The organism is Halobiforma lacisalsi AJ5 (assembly GCF_000226975.2).
Taxonomy (GTDB): domain Archaea; phylum Halobacteriota; class Halobacteria; order Halobacteriales; family Natrialbaceae; genus Natronobacterium; species Natronobacterium lacisalsi.
Window position 1 is genome coordinate 1,506,996 of record NZ_CP019285.1, and the last position, 26,678, is coordinate 1,533,673.

Genomic DNA, 26,678 nt, shown 5'->3' on the forward strand with positions numbered 1-26,678 from the left:
GCCTGCCACGCCGACCTCGTCGGTCGCCGAGTACGCCGCACAGCGATTCGGATATTCACTCACTGATAAGATCGGCTGCTGCCCTAGCGATCCCGCTCGAACGGAAGCACCAGCGACTCGGCGTCGCGTTCGAACTCGGTCCCGAACGGCGACGACAGCTCCCGAATCCGCTCTCGGGCCCACTCGGCCGCGTCGGGACCCGCCTCGCGGGCCGCACAGTCGTCGATCTCCGTCGGCTCGAGCCGCAACTCCCGAAGCTCGCCGTCCGACGAGACCGAGAGAACGAACAGGAAACTCCGGTCGTTTCGCAGTTCCGGATCGACCCGGTAGTCGTCGACGAAGTCGCCCGTATCATACAGGATCGGCCGCCCGTCGTGAACCTCGATCCCCTGGAAGACGTGGGCGCTGTGGCCGTGGACGAGGTCCACACCCTCCTCGACCAGCCAGCGGCCGAACTCGCGGAACGAGTCGGGCGGTTCCGTGACCATGTTCGGACCCCAGTGCAGTGACGCGACCAGCAGATCCGGCTCCGCCTCTCGAGCGCGCTCTATGGCCTCCCGGACGCGCCGGCTCGTCCGGTCGTCGTCGACGTCGACGTCGATCCACGCGGTTCCGGGCGACTCCTCGTCGGCCGCGTACTCGCGGGTGTTGTCGGTCAGGGAGACGACGGCAAGTTCGAGGGCGTCCTCGCTCCGGTCGTCGCCGTCGACCGTAACGACCGCCGGTTCGAGCGCCTCGTCGATCGTCTCCCCAGCACCCGTGCGGGCGATCCCCGCCTCGTCCAGGTGCTCGAGGGTATCCCGCAGCGCCACCACCTCGTAGTCCAGCACGTGGTTGTTCGCCAGTGCGCAGACGTCGACCCCGGCCGCCTCGAGCGCCGGCACCGCCCAGTCGGGGTCCGCCCGGAAGTGGAAGGGGCGGTTCGTCCGCCGCCACTCCCGGCCCCGCGTCGAGAGACAGCACTCGAGGTTGACGACGAGTGCGTCGAGTTCCCGGAGCCGCTCGAGCATCGTTCCCCACACCGCGTCGGGCGGCCGCTCGCGTTGTCGCCGGTCGACCAGGCGACCGAGCATGACGTCGCCGACGAAGCCGATCCGGTGGGTCTCCTCCTCTCGAGTCATGTGGTAACGTTCGACGGTGATAGACAAAACGATCCAGGGTGCCACGGGGGTCGCGGTGGGGCGGCGACAGCTACAAACCCCGACACGACTATGGTTCGGGCATATGCACGTACTCGGCATCATCGACCGCGGGGCCGACGGCGACGCCGTGGAACGGGCCGTCGATCGGGTCGTCGACCGGCTCTCCCGGACCGGACGGGTCGGCGTCGTCAGGTACGACGCCACGATCGCCGACGGGACGCCGGTCCAGGCCCGCGACGACGGGGGCTCCGTCGCGCTCGGCGGCGACGTCACCTACGACCTCGGCGCGGACGGCGACTGGATGGCCACGGGGACGGGGCTGACCGTCCAGGACGCGCTCGACCGACTCGCGATCGACTGCGACTACGCAGTCGTCGTGGGCGTCTCCCAACTGCGATACCCGTCGATCGCCGTCGGACCGGAGGCGACCGAAGCCGACGGGGACGACTCCCGGCTGGCCGTCATCGACGCTCCCGCCGATCTCGAGACGGCGTTCCCCGCACCCGACCAGGGCGAGGAGACGGACGACGGCCTCGTCGCCGCCCTCGAGGCAACTGAACCCTACGAGACGCTGGGTTCGCTCGTCGAACACGTCAAGCGATCGCCGAAGGCCGAGCGATCCGGGGCGATCGCCACGTTCACCGGCCGCGTCCGGGCGAAAGACGCCGAAGACGACGCCCGCACCGAGTACCTCGAGTTCGAGAAGTACGAGGGCGTCGCCGACGAGCGGATGGCGACCATCGAACGGGAACTCGAGGACCGCGACGGCGTCCTCGAGGTCGAACTCTACCATCGGACGGGCGTCGTCGAGGACGGGGAAGACATCGTCTTCGTCGTCGTTCTCGCTGGCCACCGCGAGGAGGCGTTCCGAACGGTCGAAGACGGGATCAACCGGCTGAAAGACGAGGTGCCGCTGTTCAAGAAGGAAGTGACGGTCGAGGAGGAGTTCTGGGTCCACGACCGGTCCTGAACCGCTTTTCTCCACGCCAACATTACTAGAATACGACCACATTCTCGGTAAATGGAACGGAAAGGTACCGTGAGTATTGCGAACGGTATAATAGATTAGATACGACGATAAAACGTCTCGGGCCATCTGAAGTGGTAGTAAAAGATCTACTACGAAAGAATAAAAGATCAATTACCGCCGGAACTGCTGAACGCGGACGAAACGGCGCTAACCGTCCCGCCTTTATAACATACCCCCGCCGCAACGCGGTGATGTCGATGAGCACGACAACGCAACCCTCCACGGAAAGCAAGGAACACCGCCTGAAACGCTACCTGCGCGAACGCGCCGAAGACGGAGAGCTCTACTTTAAGGGCAAGTTTATCGCCGACGAGGTCGGGCTCTCCCCGAAGGAGATCGGCGCGCTGATGGTCAAACTCTCGGAATCGGCGAGTGATCTCGAGATCGAGAAGTGGTCGTACACGAGCGCGACCACGTGGCGCGTGGAACCCGCGTAGAGCGGCCTGGTCCCCGCATCATCGCGTTTTTTCTGCTTTCGCTGTCCTCCCTCGCCCCGGCATGCTCCGCTCTGCCCCGCTTTGCGTTTGACTCCAGCACGGGAGCCAGGACCCTCGATTTCGCCCGTTCGCAGGGAGGCGAACCGACAGCAGTCGATTTATACCCGGCCATCGTCAAGAGCACACGATGGACGACGGCGATTCGACCGGGTTCGGGAGGGCGCCCTCCGACGCCGGCCTCGAGGCTGGGCCGCCCCTCGTGCGGATCCGGTCGGCGTTCGCGGTCTACGAGGTCCGAACTGAGGGCGAGGACGACGACCGGCTCGTGTACTACGGTGACCCGCTGAAACAGCCCGAGCAGGTGATGCAGGACCTGTGGCCCGTCTTCCGTGAAGCGGGGTACGACCTCGAGTTGCGGACACGCCACGGGGAGTACGTACTCGTCGCGGAGCCGATCAGCGTCGGGATCGACGGCGTTCCCTGGACGAACGTCCTCCTGCTCGCGCTGACGGTCGTTTCGACGCTGTTTGCCGGGTCGATGTGGTATCACATCGACCCGATCGCCAACCCGACCGAGATGTGGCGCGCGTGGCCGTTCACGGTCGCCATCCTCGGCGTTCTCGGGGTTCACGAGATGGGCCACTACGTACTGAGCCGCTACCACAAGGTCAAGGCGTCGCTGCCGTATTTCATCCCCGTCCCGACGCTGATCGGGACGATGGGCGCGGTCATCAAAATGAAAGGACGGATGCCCGACCGCAAGGCGCTGTTCGATATCGGCGTCGCCGGGCCGCTCGCGGGCCTCGTCGCCACGATCGGGGTGACGATCGTCGGGCTCCACCTCCCGCCGGTCACCGCGCCCGCGGAGGTCGTCCAGGATCCCGACGCCATCCAGATCCAGTTAGGCTACCCGCCGCTGCTCGAGTTGCTCGCGGCGGCGTTCGACCAGCCGCTGTACCGGGACGATCCCGCGACGGCGGTCCACCCGGTCGTCATCGGCGGCTGGGTCGGGATGTTCGTCACCTTCCTCAACCTGATCCCCGTCGGCCAGCTCGACGGCGGCCACATCCTGCGGGCGATGGCGGGCCGCTACCAGGAGACGATCGCGGCGCTGGTGCCCGGCGTGCTGTTCGGCCTCGCTGCTTACCTCTACTACGTGGCCGACTACGGGCTGAACTCGGTGCTCATCTGGGGCATCTGGGGGGTGTTCACCGCGGTACTGGCGTCGGTCGGCCCCGCGGAGCCGATGGACGACGGGGAACTCGGGACCGGACGGTTCGTCCTCGGGATCGTCACCTTCGCGCTCGGCTTGCTGTGTTTCATGCAGGTGCCGATCGTGGTGATCGAGTAGCCCTAGCCGTGCGTGTACCCCTCGTCCGCTAACGGCTCTCCGTCGAGGGTGATCCCTTCCTCGCGCTCGAGGACCGTCCCGATCTCGGTCACGGGCACGTCAGCGGCCTCCCGGACGGCCGCGAGTTCGTCCTCGGGAACGGTCGCGACCAGTTCGAAGTCCTCGCCGAACGTCGTGGCCAGTTCCAGAGCCGCCGCTTCGTCGTCGGCCACGTCGCGGACGGCGTCGTCGATGGGGACCCGATCGCCGTCGATCGCGAACCCGCAGTCACTGGCCTCGCTCAACTGGTGGAGCGAGCGGGCGAGCCCGTCGCTCGAGTCCATCATCGCGGTTGCGTGCGGGGCGAGCGCGCGGCCGGCGGCGACCCGGGGCTCGAACCGGAAGAGGTCGTTGGCACGTTCCCGCAGGTCGGCCGCACTCGAGTCGCCGGCGCTGGCGTCGCTCGCCCGCTCGAACATCTCGAGGGCGGCGGCGCTTCGCCCCAGGGTCCCGGTCACGCAGACGCGGTCGCCGGGACGAGCGCCGCTTCTGGGGACGGGGTCCGTGCCGTCGCCGCCCGCGCCCGTGCGACCGATCGCGGTCGTCGCCACCGTGAACTCCTGGTGTTCGTCGAGGTCGCCCCCGACGTACTCGGCGTCGACCGCCTCGCAGACGTCGCTCGCGCCGCGGACGAACGCGAGCAGTTCCTCCCGATCGAACGCGGGGGCGGCGTAGGCGGCGACCGCGGCCGTCGCCGTGGCCCCCATCGCCGCCACGTCCGACAGCGACGCGGCGACGGACCGCCAGCCGGCCGTGTACCGGGTCGTCCCCTCGGGGAAGTCCGTCCGGTCGTGGAGCATGTCCGTCGTCACGACCAGCCCGTCGATCACGGCCGCGTCGTCGCCGACGGCCTCGAGTTCCGCGTCCAACAGCGCCAGTGCCCCGCGTTCGTCCATACCCGCCGTTTCGCCTCGAGGGCGAAAAACGGTCCGGGACCGAGTCGTCCCGGGCGGCGTCGACCGAAGCCGGGACCGCAGCGCGGACACGAATACGATGGTCTTAAATGCCGCGGCAGGGAACCCAACGCCAATGGCTACGATGTACGACGTTCCGGCGGACGACCTCATCGAGGCGCTCGCCGAGGACCTCGAGGAACGGCTCGACGAACCCGACTGGGCGCAGTTCACCAAGACCGGCGCCGACCGCGAACTCCCGCCCGAACAGGAGGACTTCTGGGCAGTCCGCGCCGCGAGTCTCCTGCGCAAGGTCGCCGACCGCGGCCCCGTCGGTGTCGAACGGCTCGCGACCGAGTACGGCGGCGCGAAGGGCGGGTCCACCCGCTACCGCGTCGCTCCCGCTCACCGTACCGACGGCTCCCGGAACCTGATCCGGACCATCCTCCAGCAACTCGAGGAGGAAGGGCTCGTCGAGACCGCCGAGGGCGAAGGTCGCCGCGTCACCCCCGATGGCCAGAGTCTGCTGGACGACACGGCCGGCGACGTCCTGGAAGAACTCGACCGTCCGGAACTCGAGCGCTACGCGTAGACTACACTACACTCCACTATACGAGACGAGACGGCACGATACCGTAACCTCCCCCGACGCCGCGGACGTTCGTTTTCCCGGCGACACCCTCGCTTTCTCCGACAGCCCGGCGTCTGTCGGTCGGAAGTCCGTAATCATTTTCCCGCCTGCAGGAGTATACTCGTATAGTCATGAGCGAACGCCCGGACGAGGAGAAACTCGAGGAGTTGCGACAGAAGAAGATGGAGCAACTGCAGGAACGGGCCGAAGGGCAAGACGCCGAGACGCAGGAGGCCGCAAAGCAGCAGGCCGAAGCCCAGAAGAACGCGGTGCTGCGCCAGCACCTCACCGACGACGCCCGCAAGCGACTCAACACCGTCAAGATGAGCAAGCCCCAGTTCGGCGAGCAGGTCGAGCGCCAGGTCGTCTCGCTCGCCCGGAGCGGCCGGATCCAGGGCAAAATCGACGACGAAAAGATGAAACAGCTCCTCAAGGAGCTGAAACCCGACTCCAAGAGCTTCGACATCCAGCGCCGGTGACGTGACGGTGATGGACCTCGGCTTGCTCTACAGCGGCGGGAAGGATTCGACGCTCGCGGCGCTTCTCCTCGAGGACTTCTACGACGTGACCCTGACGACGGCCCACTTCGGCATCAGCGACGACTGGGAGCACGCCCGCGAGACCGCCGACGACCTCGGGTTCGACTTCCGACGTCTGGAACTCGATCCGGACGTCGCCTACGAGGCCGTCGACCGCATCCGGGAGGACGGCTTCCCCCGGAACGGCATCCAGCACGTCCACCAGCACGCGCTCGAGGAACTCGCGGCCGCGGAGTTCGCCGCCATCGCGGACGGGACCCGACGCGACGACCGCGTGCCGACCGTCTCCCGCGCACAGGCACAGAGCCTCGAGGATCGACACGACGTCGACTACATCGCACCCCTCTCGGGATTCGGCCGCGGCGCGGTCGACCGCCTGGTCGACACCCACCTCGAGGTGACGGTCGGCCCCAGCGAGGAGATCCGCCGGGCCGACTACGAGGCCGAACTACGGGCGATCATCGCCGAGGAAGACGGCCGCGAGGCGGTCCGGGATTTCTTCCCGGATCACGAGCAGACGTACGTGACCGGAGTGCGATAACGCCACCTGGTTTTCGGTTTCGCCGTTCCGTGCTGGACTCGAGATCCGACGCAGTGTCGTCGTACCTGTCGGTCGTCTCCCGTCCCCGATAGCAACGATTACGTACCGGGAAATCGACCAGCGAACGTGACAGCGACCGTGTATTTCGACCTCGATGGAACGCTGCTCGAGTACACGCGCCCGTTCGACCAGCTGTTCGAGCGGACGCTGCCCGACGGGGTCGATGCGACCGAATCGATGGTGAAGACCTACTCCGACCGGGTGCTCGCCGCCCTGGACGACCTCGAGGACGATCCCTACGAGCGGGCGTTCGCCGCCGTTTGTCGCGAGTACGACGTGCCGGGTGATCCCGCGGCGCTCGCGGACGAATACGTCGAGACCGAGGTCGCCGCGACCCGGGTCCCCGAAACGACGCGTCGACTCGTCGAACTCGTCGCCCGGGATCACCGCGCCGGAGTTCTCACGAACGGCGACGGGCGGATGCAGCGGCGCAAACTCACAGCGCACGGACTCGACGACCTCGTCGAGTCGGTCGTCGTCTCGAACGAGTTCGGCGCTCGCAAGCCGGCGAGCGAAATTTTCGAGCACGCGAAGGCGGAACTTCCCGCTGAAACGTTCGTCTACGTCGGCGACACCTTCGAGGAGGACATCGTTCCCGCTCGAGAGTGTGGGTTCGAAACGGTGTACGTCGGCGACGACGTTCGCACGGAAGCGACACTGACGGTGGCCGATCTCGACGATCTGGCCGCAGTGTTGCGTCCCCTACTGGACGGGACGATCAGTTCCTGATTGCGAGGCGTCCCGCCGTTGGTAGCGGAGCGTTCGACCAGTGGTGGGCCAACATGGGTCCGTCGCGCGATTTCAGACCCGGAAAACGCTCGTCTCCCCCTTTTATGCCAGTTCGATAAGGTGATACTGCTGTCGATCCCCGGTCCGCCTCTCGCCAGCTATTAGTCCGCAATTTCTAGAGTAAAATAAGATAGAATAATTTTAGTATACTTACTATATAACTTCGGCCGCACTGGAACATGAGTGGATATCTAGACGCCGTCCGGAACCTGCTCGGGACGATCGCGCGGTCGTACGTGACGATCGTCCTGATCGCCCTCCTCGTCGGAGCCGCCGTCGCTCCGGTTGCCTGGGGGGCGACGAGCGAACCCGACGGCACGGTTGCAGTGATCGAGATGGACAGTTCGATAACTGAACGGAGCGCTGAAGCAGTGACGGACGACTTGCGGGAAGCGCGACAGAACGAATCGATCGACGCCGTGGTCCTGGCCGTCGACAGTCCCGGCGGCGGGGTCACGGCCAGTGAGAGTCTCTACCTGGCGGTCGAGCGAACCGCCCAGGAGATGCCAGTCGTCACGAGCATCCAGTCCGTGGGTGCGTCGGGCGGGTACTACATGAGCGCCCCCAGCGACGAAATCTACGTCAACCCGAGTTCGACCGTCGGAAGCATCGGCGTGCGTGCGACCCACATCGATTCTTCGTCCCCTGACCGGGAGATCACGACGGGTCCGGACAAATCCGGGATGACGAGAGAACAGGTCAAACAGCGGGCCGAGAAGATGAAACAGACGTTCATCGGCTCGGTGGTCGAACACCGCGGCGACGAACTCGACCTCTCCGAGACGGAACTCGCGTACGCGAACGTCTACATCGGCGTCGAAGCCGTCGACAACGGACTCGCGGACGAGATCGGTGACACGGACGTCGCGATCGGAGCGGCCGCCGAACGGGCCGGACTGAACGATTACGAGGTCGTCGAACTGAGCGACGATCGGACGCTCGGACTGCCGATCCTCTTCGAGGGTGGCGAAGACGGCGACCCAGTCGTCGTCGACGAACCGCACGACCACCCCCAGACGTTCGGCGACTACGGCGGCGTCGAGACACCCGCGTTCCTCGCTGTGTGGGGTTCGGTCGAGGGCGAGAGCGGGACGGTCGTCGATACGGCCGAATCCGATGCCGCCACGCAGATCGCAGACGGAAACGGAAACGGAAACGGAGACGCCGATACCGACGGAGGTGAACGACCATGACCGTGAATCGGGACGAACTTCGATCGCGGCTCCTCGTGTTCGCCGTCGTCGTCGCGTTGACGGTCACTGGCGTCGCCACCGCCGGCGTCGTCACCGACCAGGGCACGACCGAGAAACCCACCGTCGAGGAGGCTCACCTTCAGCCCGAGAGCGTCGACGCACCGGTACTCGAGCGCGGCGGCGACATCTCGATCGACGCTGGGACGGGTTCGAAGACGATCGTGATCGACGTCGCCCACGCGAACGACGTTTCCGTCGAGGACCTCCAGCCGGCGGTCTCGGCCCTGACGGCGGCCGGGCACACGGTCGAATACTACGACCTTGACCCCGACGCGCGGCCCGAGCAGCGCGAGGAAGGGCTTACCGACGCGCTCGAGGGAGCCGACGCGTACGTCGTGGTCGACCCCGGGGCCCGGTACCTGCCGAGTGAGGCCGAACTCGTCTCCGAGTTCGCGGAGGCGGACGGTCGCGTCCTGTTCCTCGGCGGTCCCGAGAGCGATGACAGCGGGTCGATCCTCGGTCCGTTCGGGCTGATGGGGCCGACGATGGACGACGACGGCGAGTTCGCGTCGGTGACCTCCCCCTTCGGGATCGGCTACGACACCGGCTACCTGTACGACATGGAGAACTACGAGACGAACTATCGAACGATCGGCGTGACGCCGCCGGCCGACTCGGACCTCACCGAAGGGGTCGATCGCGTCGTTCTCGACGGTCCGACGCAGGTGCTGACCGCAGGCGACGAACTGCTGACGACGAACCCGACGGTAGAACACTCCGAGAGCCGCGAAGCCGACGAGTACGCCGTCGCCGCCCGGAACGACAACGCGGTCGCTATCGGTGATACGGCCCTCATGACCACCGAGAACTACAACGTCGCCGACAACGAGGTATTCATCGGGAACGTTCTCGAGTTCCTCGTCAGCGGGGACGCGGCGACCGACGATCTCGGCGACGACGAGGCCGATACCGACGCTGATCCCGATCGTGCTCCTGCCCAGGGTGAATAGCGGGGCGAAATTACGGAGTTCGACCCTGCTCTCTGGGGCCCGACTCGAGCGGTACGCGCAGACTCTTGACTCTCCGGTCGAGAGGAAAGGATAGAAGTCCGCGCTCGGCCAACCCCTTTCCATGTACGACCGAATCAAGGGCTTTCGTGATTTCTACCCCGAGGAGATGGCCGCTCGTCGGGAGACCATCGATACCCTCGAGGATACCGCCCGTGAGTACGGCTTCCGCGAGATCGGGACGCCCGCTCTGGAGCGCGCGGAGATGTGGACAGACAAGAGCGGCGACGAGATCGTCGAGGAACTGTACGCGTTCGAGGACCAGGGTGGCCGCCACGTCACGCTGACGCCGGAACTCACGCCGACCGTCGCGCGGATGGTCGTCGCCAAACAGCAGGAACTCTCGAAGCCGATCAAGTGGTTCTCCACGCGGCCGTTCTGGCGCTACGAGCAGGTCCAGCAGGGCCGCCAGCGCGAGTTCTACCAGACCAACGTTGACATCTTCGGCTCGGCCGAACCCGAGGCCGACGCCGAGATCCTGGCGTGGGCCGCCGACGCCCTGACGAACCTCGGGCTCACGGGCGAGCACTTCGAGTTCCGCATCTCCCACCGCGATATCCTGGGTGGCGTTCTCGAGACCTACGATGCTGACGTCGACACTATCGAAGCGATTCGGGCCGTCGACAAGTCAGAGAAGATCTCGACTGCAGAGTACCACGACCTGCTCGTCGAGGCCGGCCTCGACTACGATCAGGCGGCCGAGTTCGACGACCTCGTCGCCGGCGGGGACCTAGAGGAGGTCAAGGCCTTCGCCGAGACCGAACGGGTGACCGACGCGGTCGAGAACCTCCAGAACGTGCTTGCTGCCACCGAGGACTTCGGCGCGCGCGAGCACTGTACGATCTCGCTCGAGACCGCCCGTGGTCTGGACTACTACACGGGCGTCGTCTTCGAGTGTTTCGACTCGACGGGCGAAGTTTCGCGGGCGATCTTCGGCGGCGGCCGGTACGACGACCTGATCGAGGGGTTCGGCGGCCAGCCCACTCCTGCGGTCGGCGTCGCACCTGGACTCGCACCGCTGACGCTGCTCCTCCAGCGGGCGGGTGTCTGGCCCGACGAGGAGTTGACGACCGACTATTACGTCCTCCAGATCGGCGATACCCGCACGGAAGCCGCCCGGGTTACCCAGACGCTGCGCGACCGCGGTCACGTCGTCGAGACCGACGTCGCGGGCCGGTCGTTCGGCGCGCAACTCGATTACGCGGACTCGATCAACGCCGAGACGGTCGTCATCGTCGGCGAACAGGACCTGGCGAACGACGAACTAACGATCAAAGACATGGAAACGGGCGACCAGACACAGGTCCCCGTCGACGAGTTCCCCGGCGAGCGCGACCGTCCGACGTTCGACGATTTCGCCTGACGCGGCGGTCTACGGTGTCGGTGTCGGTGTCGTAGTCGTTACGCCCTCTGCCCCCGTCAACGCTCTCGCGTCCGCTCGAGTCGACCGATCGCCGGGAATCGACTCCCAGAACCGGAACCGGAACCGGAACCGGAACCGGAACCCCTGGGAGCCGTGCCCGTTCCGGCCGTCTCCGCTGTTCCGTGCCTTCCGTGATCGCCGGAGCCACCCCGCTCGATGTCCGCTCGCTCGACCGCGTGCCCCGTTTCGCGAAAGTGTTCGAGCATCGCCCGATCGAGTGCCGTCGACTCCCCTGCCGTTTCCTGCCAGTCGCAGGTTCTGCAGTACGCGTCCCCCACGACGGCACCGACGCGTGCACGTCCCGTGAACGAACTGGTTCTACATAGACGGGGTTGATGAGACCGACCGATCGGTACAGGCACAGAATATTTTCCGATCACGCCGATAGGACCGATATGTCGACGATACTCGAGTTTCGCCTTCCGTTAGCGGCGTTCCCGCTCGGCGTGGCGATCGAACGCGAGCCGTCGCGCCGGGTCGAACTCGAGCGGATCGTCCCGACCGACGAGACGGCTCTCCCTTTCTTCTGGGTGTGGGGGAAGACCGAGCGCGACGCTTTCGAGTCTGATCTCCGGGAACGTCGCGCGGTCCGGGAACTCGAGGAGGTCTCCCGGACCGACGAGGGCCGGCTGTATCGGGCGCGGTGGAACGCGGAGATCGAGGGGTTCGTCCGCGGCGTCACCGAAATCGGCGGGACGATCCTCCGCGGGCGGGGGACGGAAGAGGGATGGCGCGTCACCATCCGATTCGGCGAGCGGGCTGCTGTGAGTCGGTTCCGAGAGTACTGTCACGAGCACGACGTCTCGATCACGGTCGACAGGATCTATACGGCCGCGGAAACGGGGCTGGAAGCCGGTGCCGACGGCGGGTACGAACTCACCGACGAGCAACGCGAGACGGTCCGACACGCCTACGAGGCGGGCTACTTCCGCCAGCCGCGGGGGATCACCCAGACCGAACTGGCCGAGGAGTTCGGACTCAGCCAGCGGGCGATCTCCCGACGGCTCCACCGCGGACTCTCGCGGCTCGTCGGGTCGACGGTGGGTGCCGATCTCGAGGAGGCCGATGCCGACACTGGCCGGGATGGGGACGGAGACCGCGAGCCGGAAAACGCGTCGTGATCCAGGCCCACCGTTAACTACGGGGCCGGTGTACGACGTCCGATGGCCGATTCCGACCCCGACACCCGCCCGAACGTTCTACTCGTGCTCACGGACCAGGAGCGATACGATCTCTCGGCCCCGGACGGTCCGCCGGCCGAAACCGAGGCAATCGACCGACTCTCGAGTGAAGGGCTGCGGTTCGAACGGGCCTTTACCCCGATCAGTATCTGCTCGAGCGCCCGCGCGTCGCTGCTGACCGGCCAGTTCCCCCACGGCCACGGGATGCTGAACAACTGCCACGAGGACGATGCCATCCGACCGAACCTGCCCGCCGACATCCCGACGTTCTCCGAACTGCTGGACGCGAACGGCTACGACTGCACGTACACGGGGAAGTGGCACGTCGGCCGGGATCAGACGCCCGAAACGTTCGGTTTCTCCTATCTGGGCGGCAGCGACGTCCACCACGACGACATCGACGACGCGTTCCGCGAGTACCGGCGGGAGCGTGGCACTCCCGTAGGGGAGGTCGACCTCGAGGAGGAACTCTACACGGGCGAGGACCCGCGGGACGGCAGCGAGGGAACCTTCGTCGCGGCGACGACGCCGGTCGACGTCGAGGAGACCCGCGCCTGGTTCCTCGCGGAGCGGACGATCGAGGCGCTCGAGTCCCACGCTGATGGGGACGGCGACCCCGGCCCGTTCTTCCACCGTGCCGACTTCTACGGGCCCCACCACCCCTACGTCGTCCCCGAACCGTACGCCTCGATGTACGATCCCGACGAGGTCGAACTACCCGACAGCTACGCCGAGACCTTCGACGGGAAGCCACAGGTCCACGAGAACTACCTCCACTACCGGGGCGTCGCCGGCTTCGACCGGGAGCTATGGGCCGAAGCCATCGCGAAGTACTGGGGGTTCGTGACGCTGATCGACGACCAACTCGGACGGGTCCTCGAGGCGCTCGACGAGTACGGCCTGGCCGACGGGACGGTCGTCGTTCACGCTTCCGACCACGGGGACTTCGCCGGGGGTCACCGCCAGTTCAACAAGGGGCCGCTGATGTACGACGACACCTACCGGATCCCGCTGCAGATACGGTGGCCCGGCGAGATCGACCCGGGGTCGGTCCGTGCGGCCCCCGTCCTCCTGCACGACCTGGCACCGACGTTCCTCGAGTTGGCCGGCGTTTCGGTTCCCGGGGCGTTCGACGCCCGCAGCCTCGTCCCGTTACTCGAGAACGGGGGGACAGTCCCCGACGACGTGTGGCCCGACTCGGTCTTCGCCCAGTATCACGGCGACGAGTTCGGCCTCTACAGCCAGCGGATGGTCCGCACAGACCGGTACAAGTACGTCTACAACGGCCCTGACGTCGACGAACTGTACGAACTCGAGGCCGACCCGGCCGAGTTGCAGAACCTGATCGATCACCCCGACTACGCGGACGTCCGGGCGTCGATGCGGGAGCGACTGGTCGAATGGATGGATCGCACGGACGACCCGAACCGGGGATGGGTGCCGGACGCCCTCGACCTCGAGGAGACGTCGGCGGACTGACTCCCGTGACGCGATCGGCCCTCGCCAAAGCGTACGTTTACGGTCCCGAGGCGGTTACCCCCGTCCATGACCGACGACGCGAACGAACCCGAGGGGGTGTGGCGACGATGACGGCCGCTGCGGGCGACCCCGGCCCCGACGAACTCCGAGAAGAGGCCGACGACCTCGAACGGATCGCCAGTGGGCTCGAGGATCTGATCGTCGAACTTCGGGACAACCCCGTCAGGGACACCCGACTCGAGGGCCTGTACGACGAGGCGACGACGAGCGACCCGGGGATCTGGAACACCGTGACGGCGTTCATCGACGTCGAGGACGGCGAGGCGGCCGTCTCCGACGAGTCGAAGCTCGCCCAGGGATCGTGGGCGCCCGAGATCGTCGAGGACTGCGACGCGATGGTCACGATCGACATCCAGCGCGGACTGATGCCCGACGACTTCGAGTACCTCGTCGGGAAGAAACTGGAAGACGAGACCACGGAGCTGCGCGAGGAGGCGGCGAAGCTCCGGCAGCAGGCACACGAACTCGAACGAGAGCAAGAGTAAGAGCGAGAGCGAGACGAAGAGAAAGACGACGGCTCCTGATTCCCGACCGCCTCGAGGCCAGCATCGACTCGCGGGAGGGCCGGACGATCACTCCCCCCGGGAGTCGGTCGGCGCGAGGGTGCGTGACTCCAGTTCGGCGAGTTCGTCGAACGGTATCGCGACTTCCGTCGGCGGCCCGACGTCCCCCGGCCCCGGCTGGACGATCGGCGCGACCGCCTCGAGCGTGTCCACCAGCCGCGGGCCCGGCCGGTTGAGGTAGTGGTCGCCGTCCATCGCCCAGACGCGTCCCTCGCGAACGGCCGTCAGGTCCGCCCACCCCTCGCGCTCTGTGAGGTCGGTCCGGTTCGCGGCCGTCTGCTCGAGGTCGAACCCGCAGGGGGCGACGATCACGACCTCGGGGTCGTAGTCGCGGATCTCGTCCCACTCGCGGGGTCGGGACCGCTCGCCCGGATCGGCCAGGCCGTACTCGCCGCCGGCCCACTCGACGAGTTCGGCCGTCCAGTGGCCGGCGATCATCGCCGGGTCGGTCCAGTCGAAGATCGCGACCCGCGGGCGATCCTCGCTCTCGAGGCCCAGCCCGGCGGTGCGGTCCCTGACGGCGGCGATCCGCTCCTCGAGTTCGGTTCGGACCTCGCGGGCGCGCTCCTCGCGGCCCGTCGCCGCGCCGATGCGGTCCACGTCGGCGAGGACGTCCTCGACGCTGTGGGGGTCCGTGGTCAGCACTTCCGGATCGGCGTCGATCTCCGCGACGGCGTCGGCGACGACGGCCTCGTCGACCGCACAGACGTCGCACATCCCCTGGGTGACGATCAGGTCGGGGTCCAGCCGCTCGAGCGTGGCGACGTCGACCTCGTAGACGCCGTCCTCGTCGGCCGTCGTCTCGAGTACCTGTCGGTCGATCTCCCCGCTCGAGGCGGCCGACTCGATGCGCGATCGGGTAACCGACGGCAGCGATTCGACCTCGGGGGGAAAGTCACACTCGTGGGAGACGCCGACGGGTTCGAGCCCGAGCGCGGCGACGATCTCCGTCGCCGACGGGAGCGTGGTAACGACGCGCATGAGCCCCGGTTGGACGCCGACGGACAAAATCATTGTCATAGTGAAACAAACGGCGCCGTGGTTGGCACAGGCTATCGTTCGCCGCCGGTGTCGTATCGATCGGCGTCCGCGTTCGAGTCCGGATCGGCGTCGAGGTCCGATCCGCCCGGGCTGTCGCCGTCCTCGACGTCGAACTCGTCGGTCTCGAGTTCGTCGCCGTCGACGTTGATGCTTCCCTCCTGGATCTCGACCACGACGCCGTCGTGGTCCTCGGACCGGCCGAGCATTCGGCTCGCGGCCGACTCGACCTCGCGGTTGACCTCCCAGACGAATCGCAACACGGACTCGAGTTCCGCGCCGGCGGAGCCGACGGCGCTGCGTCCGGGTCCGTGCCCGCGGTCGGGTTCGGGTTCGGGCCCGGATTCGGGTGCGAGTTCGGAGTCGTGGGTATGATCGTGGTCGGTGTCATGATCGTAATCGGGAGACAGGTCACCCGCGGCCATCGCCGGCCCGGCCCCGAGGTCGCGGGCCACCCCGGAGGGCAACTCGCCGGGGCTCCGTGCTCCTTCCGGATGGAGGTACTGGATCGGGTGCTCGTTGGGTACTTCCCGCAGGTCCACGTCAAACGACCAGAGGTACGGCAGGACCTGCAGTGCGTATCCCTGGGGTTTCGGCGCTCGGCGACCCGCCGCGGAGAAGACCGTCGCGATCGCCGTCGTTCCCGCGTCGGTGTCGTAGTAGAGGCCCGGAACGCCTGGAATGGAGACGCGCATACTCGAGTCGTGGCGACGACGGCTCCTGAGTGCCATGCCGGCAGATCCAGGGTCGGGGTATATCGGGCGAACGGACTCTCCGCCGATCAGAACCCGTCCGCGAACTTGTCCCGGCGGTTGATGTCGAGTTCGCTCACGCTCGAGCGCTCCTGACTCGCGGCGAAGACGATCGCGTCGGCGACCTCCTCGGGTTCGGTCACCTCGCCCTCCTCGAAGCGCTCGGCGAAGGTCTGCCCGTCGGTGGCCTCGAACTCCGAGCGAACTTCCGAGGGGTTGACGATCGTGACGCCGACGTCGTCGTCGCCGACCTGGGCGGCGACGCTCTTGGCGAACCCGCGAACCCACCACTTCGAGGCCGCGTAGACGGGGTTGAACGACCGCGGGTACTGGCCGGCGAAGCTCCCGACGAAAATCAGGTGGCCGTCGCGCTCGCGGACGTGGGGGATCGCCGCCCGCGTCGCGTAGAAGACGCCGTCGACGTTGGTCTCCTGCATCGTCTCGTACTCCTCGGTCGTTAGCTCGGCGACGTCGCTGCCCCGCGAGAGGCCGGCGTTGTTCACCAGCACGTCGATGCCGCCGAACGCCTCGATCGTCTGGTCGATCAGCGCGTCGACCTCCTCCTCCTCCCGAACGTTCGTGGGAACGACCAGCGTCTCGACGCCGTGTTCGGCCTCGAGTTCGGTCGCCAGTTCCGTCAGCCGATCCTCGCTGCGGGCCGCCAGTACGACGTTCGCTCCCGCCGCCGCGAGCCGGCGGCAGGTCGCCGCGCCGATGCCGGCACTCGCGCCGGTGACGATCGCGACGCTTCGCTCGAGGGTGCCGTCGCTGGGTCGTGTCATCGAGTGAAACGACCGCGTCGCGGCCCTAATCGGTTTCGGGAGCGGGCCTCGCTCGAGCCGAAAGGACCTCGACCGAGCGCGTGCAGTCCCCGCGGCAGTCGACGGTCAGTCGTCCTCGGCGGTCGGGAGCGCGACGACCGGCCGGTCGGCCTTGGTCACCAGTTTCAGCGACAGGTCCCCCGAGAGGAACTGCATCAGTCGGCTGCCGCCGCGCGACCGGTAGACGATAGCGCTCGCACCGACCTCGTCGGCGGCCTCGAGGATGGCGTCGACGACGTTCCGGGCGTAGGCCGTGTGCTCGCCGGCGTCTGGAAACACCTCCCGGACGGCGGCGTACGACTCCGCGGCGATCTCCTCGGACTGTTCGACCGGCGTCTTGTCGGGGACGCCTTCGCCCTTCTCGACCACGTGCAGGGTCGTCACACGGCCGGGGTCGTACCGCGCCAGGGCTTTCGCCGACCGGCGGGCATCGTCCGGGTGTGCGACTGGCAGGAGGACGTGCTCGAGAAGGTCCCGATCGTAGCTCGTGTCCATGTGCGTACAAGACCGACCCGCAGCATAAGGTTTTGCGGCTCCGGGTAGCGGTTTCGACCCGTCGCCGACTCGAGGCGACACCGGCGTACCGGCCGTGCCTTCGTGAGCGACGGGGAGCCGGTCGACTCATACGGTCCGTTGGAGTTCGTTACCGGTGATCGATCCGCCAGGACGGCGATTACCGGTAAAACGCACCAACGATCCGTATCAGTAGCCGTCGAGGTCGTACAACTCGCCGTACTTCGACTCGACGTACTCGAGGAAGTAATCGGCGGTCAGCGGTTCGCCCGTCGCGACCTCGATCAGTTCCTCAGTCGGGTACCGCTGCCCGTACCGGTGGACGTGGTCGGTCATCCACTCCCAGATCGGCTCGAACTCGCCCTCGCGGACGAGACCGTCGACGTCCAAGTCCTCCCGGATCGCGGCGTCTAACTGCGCGGCCAGGACGCTGCCGACGGTGTACCCCTGGAAGGCGGCGAAACTGCTCGACCAGTGGGTGTCCTGGAGACAGCCCTCCGCGTCGGTCTCGGGGCGGACGCCCAGGTACTCCTCCATCTTCTCGTTCCAGACCTCGGGGATCTCCGAGACCGCGAGGTCGCCTTCGACGAACGCCCGGTCGATCTCACACCGGAGGATGATGTGGAGGTGGTAGGTGAGTTCGTCCGCCTCGACCCGGATGAGGTTCTCGGGGTAGATCCGGTTGACGGCGGCGTAGGCCTCGTCGACGGTGACGTCCTCCAAGTGCGGGAAGTGTTCTTTCACCCGCGGCAGGAACAGTTCCCAGAACGGCTTCGTGCGACCGACGTGGTTCTCCCAGAACCGGGACTGTGACTCGTGGACGCCGGAGGATCGGGACTGGCCGAGCGGATTGCCGTACTCCGCCTTCGGGAGGCCCAGTTGGTAGCTCGCGTGGCCGAACTCGTGGATCGTCGCCGTCAGCGCATCGATCGGGTCGTCATCCTTGAACCGCGTGGTGATCCGGGCGTCGAACTGGTTGCCCGACATGAACGGGTGGGGCGCGGTGTCGAGGCGGCCGTGCTCCTCGGGGTAGCCCAGCAGATCGACGACTTCCTCCGAGAGGGCCATCTGATCCGCCTCGTCGTAGGTGTACTCCAGATCGCGAAACACCGACGGTAGCTCCCGGCCGTCCGCCTCGATCGCCTCGATCAGCGGCACGAGCCCCTCGCGAAGTTCGTCGAAGATGTCCTCGACGGTCTCGAGCGGCAGGTACGGCTGGCTGTCCTCGTAGAGCACCCGATAGGGGTTCGCGTCGGAGTCGATCGCCGCCGCCCGCTCGCGGTGGAGGTCCCGCAGCTCCTCCAGGGCGGGTGCGAAGTGTTCGAAGTCGTCCTCCGCTTTGGCCTCTTGCCAGACCTGCTGGGCTTCGGCCTGGTGGGCCGCGAGCCGTTCGACGAGATCCGACGGTACCTCCGCGGAGCGCTCGTACTCCCGCCGGAGTTCGCGGACGACGGCGGCCTGTTCGTCGGTTAGCTCGGCGGGCTTCAATTCCTCGAGCCACTCCCCCACCTCGTCGTCGACGAGCAGATCGTGGCTCACGCCCGAAATCGTCGAGAGTTGGCCCGCGCGGGCGGGGGTCCCGCCTTCGGGCATCATCACGCGCTGGTCCCAGCCCAGCGCCATCGACGCCATTCGGAGGTTCGTCAGTTTCTCGGAGCGCTCGAGGAGGTCGCGGTACGCGTCGGGCGCACTCTCGATGTCGTGGCCCTCGTCAGCAGTTGCCATGTTTCGGTTCGAAACGGGGAACGATACTAAATCCTCGGGTAGGGGCGACCGACGAAGGCTCGACGAGAACGCGCGGTGGCGACCGAATTACCTTACGAGAGGTCGTAGAGGTCGCCGTATTTCTCGTCGACGTACTCGAGGAAGTAGTCCGCGGTGAACGACTCCCCGGTCGCGCGTTCGATCAGTTCGGGCGTGGTGTACCGACAGCCGTGCTGGTGGACGTTCTCGCGGAGCCAGCCGTTGAGCTCGTCGAACTCGCCGTCGCGGATGTCCTCGGAGAGGTCGCCTAGCTCGTCCTCGGCGGCGGCATACAGCTGCGCCGCGAGCACCGAACCCAGCGAGTACGTCGGGAAGTAGCCGAAGGAGCCGTGCGACCAGTGGATATCCTGGAGACAGCCCTCCGCGTCGGTCTCGGGGCGGACACCCAGATACTCCTCGTACTTGTCGTTCCAGACCTCCGGCACGTCCTCGACTGCGAGGTCGCCCGAGATCAGTTCGCGCTCGATCTCGAACCGGATGACGATGTGGAGGTGGTAGGTGAGTTCGTCCGCCTCGACCCGGATGAGGTTGTCGTCGTAGACCTGGTTTGCGGCCTCGTACGCTTCTTCGGGCGTGACCTCGGCGAGTCCGGGGAACCGCTCGCGGGCGGTCGGCAGGAAGCCCTCCCAGAACGGCCGGGAGCGACCAACGTGGTTCTCCCAGAGTCGCGACTGGGACTCGTGGACCGAGAGGTCGCGGGATTCGCCAAGCGGCGTCCCGTAGCCGTCGTCGGGCAGGCCGAGCGTGTAGTTGGCGTGGCCGAACTCGTGGATCGTCGACGTGATCGAGCCCAGCAGGTCCTCCTCGTCGAACCGCGTGGTAACGCGGGCATCGAACTGTGTTCCCGAGGAGAACGGGTGGGGCGCGGTATCGAGGCGGCCACGATCCCAGTCGTAGCCCAGCGAGTCGAGGACGTCGCGGGCGAGCGCCTCCTGGTCGTCGTCGTCGAACTCCCCGCTGAAAGCGTCGGTCGCGAGGTCGACGTCGCTGTCGTCGATCGCGTCGATCAGCGGGACGAGTTCGTCCCGAAGCCGCTCGAGCACGCGTTCGGCGGTCTCGAGGTCGAGGTACGGCTCGTACTCCGAGAAGAGGACCGCGTAGGGGTCGGCGTCGGGATCGACGTGTTCGGCGTACTCCCGCTTGAGTTCGACGAGTTTCTCGAGGACGGGCGCGAACTCCTCGAAGTCGTCTTCCTCCTTGGCTTTTTTCCACTTCGGGTGGGCGTTGGCGGTCGTCTCGGAGATCTCCTCGACGAGTTCCCCCGGGACGCTGGTCTCGCGGTCGTACTGGCGGCGAATCTCCCGGACGACGGCCTCCTGCTCGCCGGAGAGTTCGGAGTCCTCGAGTTCCTCGAGCAAGTCGCCGGTCTCGTCGGCGGTCAGCAGTTCGTGTCCGATCGAGGACAGGGTCGAGAGCTGCTGTGCCCGGGCGGGCGTCCCCGCCTCGGGCATGACGACTTCCTGGTCCCATCGCAGGACGCCGGCAGCGTTCGAGACGTTCGAGATGCGCTGGACGCGCTCCTCGAACCGTTCGTAGGCGTCTTCGGTTCCGTCCCCTTCGGGCTCGGCCTGATCGGTTGCCATCGTCGGATGTATTGGATGAACTGTCATCAACGTCTTGGTTCCGGGCGTCTTCGAGCGGTTCGCGGAACGACTCGAGGCTACGGGTAAAATCCGACGAGAAGGTGCAAGCCGTGAACTGTTCGTTCCGGCTGACGAGTTCTACACATGGTCGTCGCATCGATCATCGTCTTCGTCGCTAGCCTGCTCATCGGCGCGCTCGGCATCTACGTCGGCGCGCGCGTGATCGTCGGCGCGGGTGACTACGATCACGCGATCGTCACCGCGTTGATCGGCGCGATCGTCTGGGCGGTCGTCGGCTTCTTCGTCGGCTGGATACCGCTTCTGGGGCCGTTGCTCGCCCTGCTCGCATACGTCGCAGTGATAAACGTCCGGTACCCGGGCGACTGGACGGCCGCCGCGATGATCGGCCTGCTCGCGTGGGTGACCGTCCTGGTCGCGCTCTACGCGCTCGCAGCGGTCGGGATCACGGGGTTCAACGCGGTCGGCGTCCCGGGACTGTAACCAGGCGGTCACCGCGACGGCTCCTTATACTGTTGGACAGAACTACGTGAAGCCGATCGGTCCCCTGGAGTCGTCACCGGTGGCGACGACGCCGAACTCACGATCGGCTTCGTATTGACTTCTGTCCGACAGTATTACTCGCCCGTCCACCCCTCCGCGACCCGCCGGTACGTCTCCCGGCAGCGTTCGAGCACGTCGATCGAGACGCTTTCCGTGTCGGTGTGGGCCTCGCCGGGTTCGGCGGGGCCACAGACGACACACTCCGTCCCGGCGGCCGAGAGCCAGCCGGCGTCGGTCGCGTGGGGTTTCACGACGCGTTCGGGTGTCCCCGACTGGGCCGCGTCGGCCGCCTCGCGGACGGCCTCGGCGAAGGTCTCGTCGTCACAGCGCATCGGCGGCAGGTCCTGGTCGACGGTCCACGCGACGCCCTCGATCCCCTCGACGCGCTCGAGCGGCGCACGCTCGTCGGGTACCGTCCGCTCGTCGACCGTGACTTCACAGCGGTCGGGCACGACGTTCATCGCCGTCCCGCCCTCGATCTCGGTGACGACGACGCTCCCCTCGAGTCGCTCGCCGGCCACCTCCACGGCCGGGGGCTCGAGGTCCCGAACGACGGAGACGGCGTCGGTCGCCCGGTAAACGGCGTTCTCGCCGGCGTCGGCCTCACTGGCGTGGGCGGCCGTCCCGACCGCCGTGATCGTGCTCCCGCGTCGCCCCTTGTGGGCGACGGCGACGTCGGTGACGCCCGGGCTCGAGTAGCCGGTCGATCCCTCGCCGACGACGGCGTAGTCGGGTGTGAATCCTTCGTCGATAGCGTGTCGCGCGCCGACACCGCCGACCTCCTCGCCGACGAAACTGGCGAAGACGAGTTCGCCGGCGGGGTCGGCCTCGACGAACGCGAGCGCGGCGGCCGCGACGGCGCCTTTCATGTCCGCGGTCCCGCGGCCGTAGAGCCGCCCGTCGCGCTCCTCGACGGTGTACTCGTCGTCGCTCGCGACCTGCGACGCGGCGGGTTCGACCACGTCGTGGTGGCCGACCAGCGCGAGCGTCTCTCCGCCCGCAGCACCCTTCCTCGCGATCACGTTCCCGACCCCGTCGCGAGTGATCGTCGTGTCCGCGTCGGCTTCCCGTCGCAGCCACTCCTCGAGAAAATCGCCCGCGGCGGTCTCGTCGTCGTAACTCGGGATCGAGACCAACTCGCGGGTCAGGTCGACGACGCTTGCGTTCGCGTCCATGGACCACGGTTCGGCGGCCCGCGTGTTGATTGCACCGGCGCGTTCGCGTCGGCTACGCTCGCCGTTCGGTCCCGGCCCCGGTCCCGGCCCCGTCCTCGCCCTGGCCCTCGGCGACGCGTTCGTACACCGGTTCCCGGTCGACCGTGTCGACGTCGGTCAGCCGCGAGACGGCCTCGCTCACCTCCTGGAGGCTCGCGGTCTGTTCCTGGCTCGCGGCCGCGACAGACTCCGCCGCGTCGGCGACCTGTTCGGCGGTCCGCGAGAGGGCGTCGACCGACTCGGCCGTCGCCTCGACGCTGCGGGCCTGCTGGTCGGCCGCCGCGGCGACGTCGTCCATCCCCGCGGCGGTCGACCGGGCGGACTCGTGGATCTCCTCGAGCGACGCGGCCGTCTCCCGGATGCAGTCGCCGCCGCGGTCGACGCGTTCGCTCGTCTCGTCGGCCGTTTCGACGGCGTCCTCGGTCGCCGCTGCGACGCCCTCGAGGGCGGTCTCGATCGCGTCCACGTCGGCTTTGGTCTGCTCGGCGAAGGAACGCACCTCGTCGGCGATGATCGCCAGCGCGTCGTCGTCCCCCTCGGAACGGGTCGACTCGATCTTGGCGTTCGACGCGAGGATGGTCGTCCGCTGTGCGAGCGCGTCGAGCCGTTCGATGGCCTCGTCGATCTCCTCGGTCCGGGACTCGAGATCCGCCGCCGCCGACGCGACGCGGTCGGTCGCCGCCTCGATCGCCTCGAGTTCCGCGAGGGCCTCGTCGGCGGCGTCGGCCCCCTCGGCCGCGAGCCGTTCGGTTCGCTCGCTCTCCTCGCGGGTCTCTGCCGCGACGCTCGCGACCTCCTGTGCGGCGGCGCTGACTTCGTCGATCTCGCTTGCGGCCTCCTGGACGTTTGCCGCCTGGCTCTCGGTGTGCTGGCTGATCCCCTCCGCCCGGCGCGCGACGACCTCGCTGGCCTCGTGGATCTCGTCGAGGGGCTTCTCGACGTCCGCCTCGACGTCGTGGGCGAGCCGTTCGTGGCGCTCGATGGCCTCCTCGAGGTCCCGCGCGTACGATTCGACGTAGGTCTCGGTCGCGATCTGCATGTCGAGGTTGATGATCCGCAACAGCGAGAGCACGTCCTGCATCCCGTCGTCGATCGCTCCGCGGACGGTCTCCTCGAAGGTCTCCTCGAGCCCGTCGACCTCGGAGTCGTCGTCCGCGAGGCCGAGGGCACCGACGAGCCGCCCCAGCCCGCCGTCGGCCTCGTCCTCGCGTTCGGCGAGCCACTCCTCGATCGCGTCGACGACCTGCTGCTGGACGCGCTCGTTCACCCGGCGCATGATGAGATCGTAGTAGACGCCGTACTGCCCCACGTACTGCTTCAGGGGCATGTCCAGCAGTTCGTGGAGTTTGCCGATCCGGGCCCGGTTCTCGAAGTACGACAGGTCGTAGTCGCCGGTCGCGAGCGAGACGAGGTAGGCCCGCTGGGTCTGTTTGAGCTGTTCGACGCCCTTCGGCGAGCGCTCGATGATCTCCCGGGCCTGTTCGTACTCGAGCAGGTTCTCGTAGAACTCGTCGGCGATCTCGGTTTGGCTCTCGCGCAGCATCGGCTCGAGGTCGGCCAGTCGGCGCCCGTCGGCCTCGTCGAAGCCGATGAAGTCCTTGCGCCAGGCGATGTCTTCGGCGTCGAGTCCGATCCCGTCGACGAGCCGTTCGACCTCGAGGAACTCGTTCAGCCCACCCTGGCCGAACGTTTGCTCCGGATCCATGGCAGAACGTGTTCGGTTCGGAATTTAAATTTTGGTCGGTGATTCCAACAACGTGACAGTTCTCCCCAGGGCGGGCTGGAGCGGGCTGGCATCCCGTCTAACGACGTGAACACCCTTATGGGCGTACGTACCCGAGTGAGCGTATGAACGTCGTGCCGGACACGAGCGTGGTCATCGACGGCCGCGTCTCGTCGACGATCGAAGACGGGCAGTTCGAGGGAGCGACGATCTCGGTTCCCGAAGCCGTCGTCGCGGAACTCGAGGCGCAGGCCAACGACGGCATCGAGACCGGCTGGGACGGCCTCGAGGAACTCCAGCGGCTCGCCGAGTTGGCCGACGAGGGCGAGATCGAACTCGAGTACGTCGGCGAACGACCCAGCGCCATCGAGCGCGGCCACGCCTCTGAGGGCGAGATCGACGCGATCATCCGCGATCTGGCGGAGGACCTGGACGCGACCTTCCTCACGAGCGATGTCGTCCAGGCGGAGGTCGCCGAGGCGAAGGGACTCGACGTCGAACATATCTCCCCCGAGACCCGCGAGGTCGAGGTCGGCACGCTCACCGTCGAGAACTACTTCGACGACTCGACGATGAGCGTTCACCTCAAGACCGGTGCCGTGCCAATGGCCAAGCGAGGCGAACTCGGCGACATGCACTACCAGGAGATCGCCGAGGATCCCCTCGACGAGGGAACGATGGACGAGTACGCCCGCGAGGTCGTCGACGCGGCAAAGGAGTCGCCGGACGGCTTCCTCGAGCTTTCCGAGCCGGGCATGAAGATCGTCCAGTTCCGGGACTACCGGATCGCGATCGGCCGTCCCCCGTTCTCGGACGGCATCGAGATCACGGCGGTCCGCCCGATCGCCCAGACCGATATCGAGGACTACGAGAACGCCGACGAACTGAAAGAGCGGTTGCTCGAGCGTCAGCGCGGCGTCCTCATCTCGGGTGCGCCCGGGGCCGGGAAGTCGACCTTCGCGCAGGCGGTCGCCCGGTTCATCTCGGACCACGATTACGCGGTCAAGACGATGGAGAAGCCCCGGGACCTGCAGGTCGGCCCCGACATCACCCAGTACACGGAACTCGGTGGGCAGATGGCAAAGACCGCCGACGCCCTGCTGATGGTTCGTCCCGACTACACCATCTACGACGAGGTCCGCAAGACCGACGACTTCGAGGTCTTCGCCGACATGCGCCTGGCCGGCGTCGGGATGATCGGCGTCGTCCACGCGACCCGACCGATCGACGCCCTCCAGCGACTCGTCGGCCGCGTCGAACTCGGGATGATCCCGCAGGTCGTCGACACCGTCGTCTACATCGAGGCCGGCGAGGTCGAGACCGTCTACGACGTGCGGACGGAGGTCAAGGTCCCCGCGGGCCTCACCGAGGAGGACCTCGCCCGCCCGGTCATCCAGGTCACCAACTTCGAGACGGGTGAACCCGAGTACGAGATCTACACGTTCAACCGCCAGGTCGTCACCGTCCCGCTCAAAGACGAGGAGGGCGGCCCCGGCAGCGAGTCCGGCGTCGATCGCATCGCCAAACAGGAGATCGAACGCGAGATCCGTTCGATCGCCCGGGGCTACGTCGACGTCGAACTCCGGAGCCAGGACAAGGCGGTCGTCTACGTCGAGGAGGACGACATCTCGAGCGTCATCGGCAAGGGCGGCGGCCGCATCACGGACGTCGAGAACCGCCTGGGGATCGACATCGACGTTCGGACTCACGACGAGAACCCGAACTACGGCGCGGGCGCTGGCTCCGGCGGTGCCGGCGCGAGCGGTGACGGCGGCAGCGGGGGTCAGGCCGGACAGATGGTTACGCCCGAAGTGACCTCCAGGCACATCGTCATCCCCGTCGACGGCAACCACGGCGAGACCGTCGAAGTCCAGGCCGGCGGCGACTACCTCTTCACCGCGACGGTGAGCCGCGGCGGGGAGATCCAGGTGTCCCGCGGGAGCGCGATCGCCGAGGAACTCGAGGGGGCGATCGATCGGAAGGATCCGATTACGGTCGTGCCGTCCTCGTAGTCGTCCTGAGTACAGCCGTTTTTTGGTGCAGATTTTTGCGCGAGCGGTGCGCCAGCGGCGCACCCGAGCGGAAAAAGGTGCGCGCGTGAGATCCAGGTGTCCCGCGGGAGCGCGATCGCCGAGGAACTCGAGGGGGCGATCGATCGGAAGGATCCGATTACGGTCGTGCCGTCCTCGTAGTCGGCTTTTTGGCGTAGCTTTTTGAAGGAGTGATGAGCGAGCACCGCGAGCGAACCCGACGAGAAAAGGATACGTGTGCGAGATCCAGGTCTCGTGCGG

25 protein-coding genes are annotated in these 26,678 nt (G+C 67.1%); 15 read left to right on the plus strand and 10 right to left on the minus strand.

From position 1 onward, the window contains the following. Positions 1 to 83: 83 nt before the first annotated feature. Positions 84 to 1,121, minus strand: coding sequence for a CapA family protein (locus tag CHINAEXTREME_RS07165; RefSeq protein ID WP_007140229.1), 1,038 nt, complete (start codon positions 1,119 to 1,121; stop codon positions 84 to 86). 103 nt (positions 1,122 to 1,224) lie between these two features. Between CHINAEXTREME_RS07165 and CHINAEXTREME_RS07170 the strand changes: the two genes are divergently transcribed. The 3 genes from CHINAEXTREME_RS07170 (at position 1,225) to CHINAEXTREME_RS07180 (ending at position 3,960) form a co-directional block, all read left to right on the plus strand. After that, entirely contained in the window at positions 1,225 to 2,112 is an 888-nt protein-coding gene (locus CHINAEXTREME_RS07170; RefSeq protein ID WP_007140228.1) for a molybdopterin synthase, read from the plus strand. 251 nt (positions 2,113 to 2,363) lie between these two features. Then, positions 2,364 to 2,609, plus strand: coding sequence for a DUF7123 family protein (locus CHINAEXTREME_RS07175; RefSeq protein WP_007140227.1), 246 nt, complete (start codon positions 2,364 to 2,366; stop codon positions 2,607 to 2,609). A 187-nt stretch (positions 2,610 to 2,796) separates the two neighbouring features. Continuing rightward, positions 2,797 to 3,960, plus strand: coding sequence for a site-2 protease family protein (locus tag CHINAEXTREME_RS07180; RefSeq protein ID WP_007140226.1), 1,164 nt, complete (start codon positions 2,797 to 2,799; stop codon positions 3,958 to 3,960). Between the two features lie 2 nt (positions 3,961 to 3,962). On the opposite strand, the gene thiL is transcribed toward CHINAEXTREME_RS07180, so the two are convergent. Continuing rightward, positions 3,963 to 4,895, minus strand: a complete 933-nt coding sequence (thiL, locus tag CHINAEXTREME_RS07185) for a thiamine-phosphate kinase (protein ID WP_007140225.1) — start codon at positions 4,893 to 4,895, stop codon at positions 3,963 to 3,965. A 133-nt stretch (positions 4,896 to 5,028) separates the two neighbouring features. Between thiL and CHINAEXTREME_RS07190 the strand changes: the two genes are divergently transcribed. The 10 genes from CHINAEXTREME_RS07190 (at position 5,029) to CHINAEXTREME_RS07235 (ending at position 14,340) form a co-directional block, all read left to right on the plus strand. Then, a complete protein-coding gene (locus tag CHINAEXTREME_RS07190) occupies positions 5,029 to 5,484 on the plus strand; it encodes a 30S ribosomal protein S19e (RefSeq protein ID WP_007140224.1) in 456 nt (151 codons plus the stop codon). A gap of 170 nt (positions 5,485 to 5,654) precedes the next feature. After that, the gene (locus CHINAEXTREME_RS07195; protein WP_007140223.1) at positions 5,655 to 6,002 is read left to right on the plus strand and encodes a DNA-binding protein; all 348 of its coding nucleotides are present in this window, start codon (positions 5,655 to 5,657) and stop codon (positions 6,000 to 6,002) included. A gap of 10 nt (positions 6,003 to 6,012) precedes the next feature. Continuing rightward, positions 6,013 to 6,603 carry an alpha hydrolase gene (locus CHINAEXTREME_RS07200; RefSeq protein ID WP_007140222.1) on the plus strand — a complete coding sequence of 197 codons (591 nt, stop codon included), beginning with the start codon at positions 6,013 to 6,015 and terminating at the stop codon, positions 6,601 to 6,603. 126 nt (positions 6,604 to 6,729) lie between these two features. Further along, positions 6,730 to 7,392: an HAD family hydrolase gene (locus CHINAEXTREME_RS07205; RefSeq protein ID WP_238593365.1), complete on the plus strand. Its 663-nt coding sequence runs from the start codon at positions 6,730 to 6,732 to the stop codon at positions 7,390 to 7,392. 239 nt (positions 7,393 to 7,631) lie between these two features. Beyond that, positions 7,632 to 8,645, plus strand: coding sequence for a S49 family peptidase (locus CHINAEXTREME_RS07210; RefSeq protein ID WP_007140220.1), 1,014 nt, complete (start codon positions 7,632 to 7,634; stop codon positions 8,643 to 8,645). Further along, complete coding sequence (locus CHINAEXTREME_RS07215; RefSeq protein ID WP_007140219.1) at positions 8,642 to 9,655, plus strand: hypothetical protein; 1,014 nt, start codon at positions 8,642 to 8,644, stop codon at positions 9,653 to 9,655. Before CHINAEXTREME_RS07210 ends, CHINAEXTREME_RS07215 begins: the two co-directional genes overlap by 4 nt. Before the next feature lie 121 nt (positions 9,656 to 9,776). Beyond that, entirely contained in the window at positions 9,777 to 11,075 is a 1,299-nt protein-coding gene (hisS, locus tag CHINAEXTREME_RS07220; RefSeq protein ID WP_007140218.1) for a histidine--tRNA ligase, read from the plus strand. A 455-nt stretch (positions 11,076 to 11,530) separates the two neighbouring features. Beyond that, positions 11,531 to 12,256, plus strand: coding sequence for a helix-turn-helix domain-containing protein (locus tag CHINAEXTREME_RS07225; protein ID WP_007140217.1), 726 nt, complete (start codon positions 11,531 to 11,533; stop codon positions 12,254 to 12,256). Positions 12,257 to 12,298: 42 nt separating this feature from the next. Then, entirely contained in the window at positions 12,299 to 13,795 is a 1,497-nt protein-coding gene (locus CHINAEXTREME_RS07230) for a sulfatase-like hydrolase/transferase (protein WP_007140216.1), read from the plus strand. 107 nt (positions 13,796 to 13,902) lie between these two features. Then, positions 13,903 to 14,340 carry a hypothetical protein gene (locus tag CHINAEXTREME_RS07235; protein ID WP_193790362.1) on the plus strand — a complete coding sequence of 146 codons (438 nt, stop codon included), beginning with the start codon at positions 13,903 to 13,905 and terminating at the stop codon, positions 14,338 to 14,340. Positions 14,341 to 14,427: 87 nt separating this feature from the next. Here the strand turns inward: CHINAEXTREME_RS07235 and CHINAEXTREME_RS07240 are convergent, their stop codons facing one another. From CHINAEXTREME_RS07240 to CHINAEXTREME_RS07265, 6 genes are all read right to left on the minus strand, one after another. Further along, a complete protein-coding gene (locus tag CHINAEXTREME_RS07240) occupies positions 14,428 to 15,399 on the minus strand; it encodes a cobalamin-binding protein (protein WP_007140214.1) in 972 nt (323 codons plus the stop codon). Positions 15,400 to 15,470: 71 nt separating this feature from the next. Beyond that, complete coding sequence (locus CHINAEXTREME_RS07245) at positions 15,471 to 16,151, minus strand: hypothetical protein (protein WP_007140213.1); 681 nt, start codon at positions 16,149 to 16,151, stop codon at positions 15,471 to 15,473. Positions 16,152 to 16,237: 86 nt separating this feature from the next. Continuing rightward, the gene (locus CHINAEXTREME_RS07250) at positions 16,238 to 16,990 is read right to left on the minus strand and encodes an SDR family oxidoreductase (RefSeq protein WP_007140212.1); all 753 of its coding nucleotides are present in this window, start codon (positions 16,988 to 16,990) and stop codon (positions 16,238 to 16,240) included. Between the two features lie 105 nt (positions 16,991 to 17,095). Then, positions 17,096 to 17,524 (minus strand): universal stress protein, encoded by a 429-nt coding sequence (locus tag CHINAEXTREME_RS07255; RefSeq protein ID WP_007140211.1) that lies wholly within the window; start codon positions 17,522 to 17,524, stop codon positions 17,096 to 17,098. Between the two features lie 207 nt (positions 17,525 to 17,731). After that, positions 17,732 to 19,267 (minus strand): carboxypeptidase M32, encoded by a 1,536-nt coding sequence (locus tag CHINAEXTREME_RS07260; protein ID WP_007140210.1) that lies wholly within the window; start codon positions 19,265 to 19,267, stop codon positions 17,732 to 17,734. Positions 19,268 to 19,359: 92 nt separating this feature from the next. Continuing rightward, positions 19,360 to 20,889 (minus strand): carboxypeptidase M32, encoded by a 1,530-nt coding sequence (locus tag CHINAEXTREME_RS07265; RefSeq protein WP_007140209.1) that lies wholly within the window; start codon positions 20,887 to 20,889, stop codon positions 19,360 to 19,362. A gap of 144 nt (positions 20,890 to 21,033) precedes the next feature. On the opposite strand from CHINAEXTREME_RS07265, the gene CHINAEXTREME_RS07270 reads away from it, so the two are divergent. Then, on the plus strand, positions 21,034 to 21,390 hold the full coding sequence (locus CHINAEXTREME_RS07270; protein WP_007140208.1) for a hypothetical protein: 357 nt from the start codon (positions 21,034 to 21,036) through the stop codon (positions 21,388 to 21,390). Positions 21,391 to 21,524: 134 nt separating this feature from the next. On the opposite strand, the gene CHINAEXTREME_RS07275 is transcribed toward CHINAEXTREME_RS07270, so the two are convergent. After that, positions 21,525 to 22,625, minus strand: coding sequence for a M20 family metallopeptidase (locus tag CHINAEXTREME_RS07275; RefSeq protein ID WP_007140207.1), 1,101 nt, complete (start codon positions 22,623 to 22,625; stop codon positions 21,525 to 21,527). Positions 22,626 to 22,677: 52 nt separating this feature from the next. Continuing rightward, positions 22,678 to 24,369: a globin-coupled sensor protein gene (locus CHINAEXTREME_RS07280; protein ID WP_007140206.1), complete on the minus strand. Its 1,692-nt coding sequence runs from the start codon at positions 24,367 to 24,369 to the stop codon at positions 22,678 to 22,680. Positions 24,370 to 24,512: 143 nt separating this feature from the next. Here CHINAEXTREME_RS07280 and CHINAEXTREME_RS07285 point away from each other — a divergent pair, with 143 nt between their 5' ends. Further along, positions 24,513 to 26,399 (plus strand): PINc/VapC family ATPase, encoded by a 1,887-nt coding sequence (locus CHINAEXTREME_RS07285; RefSeq protein ID WP_007140205.1) that lies wholly within the window; start codon positions 24,513 to 24,515, stop codon positions 26,397 to 26,399. The last annotated feature ends 279 nt before the right edge of the window (positions 26,400 to 26,678 follow it).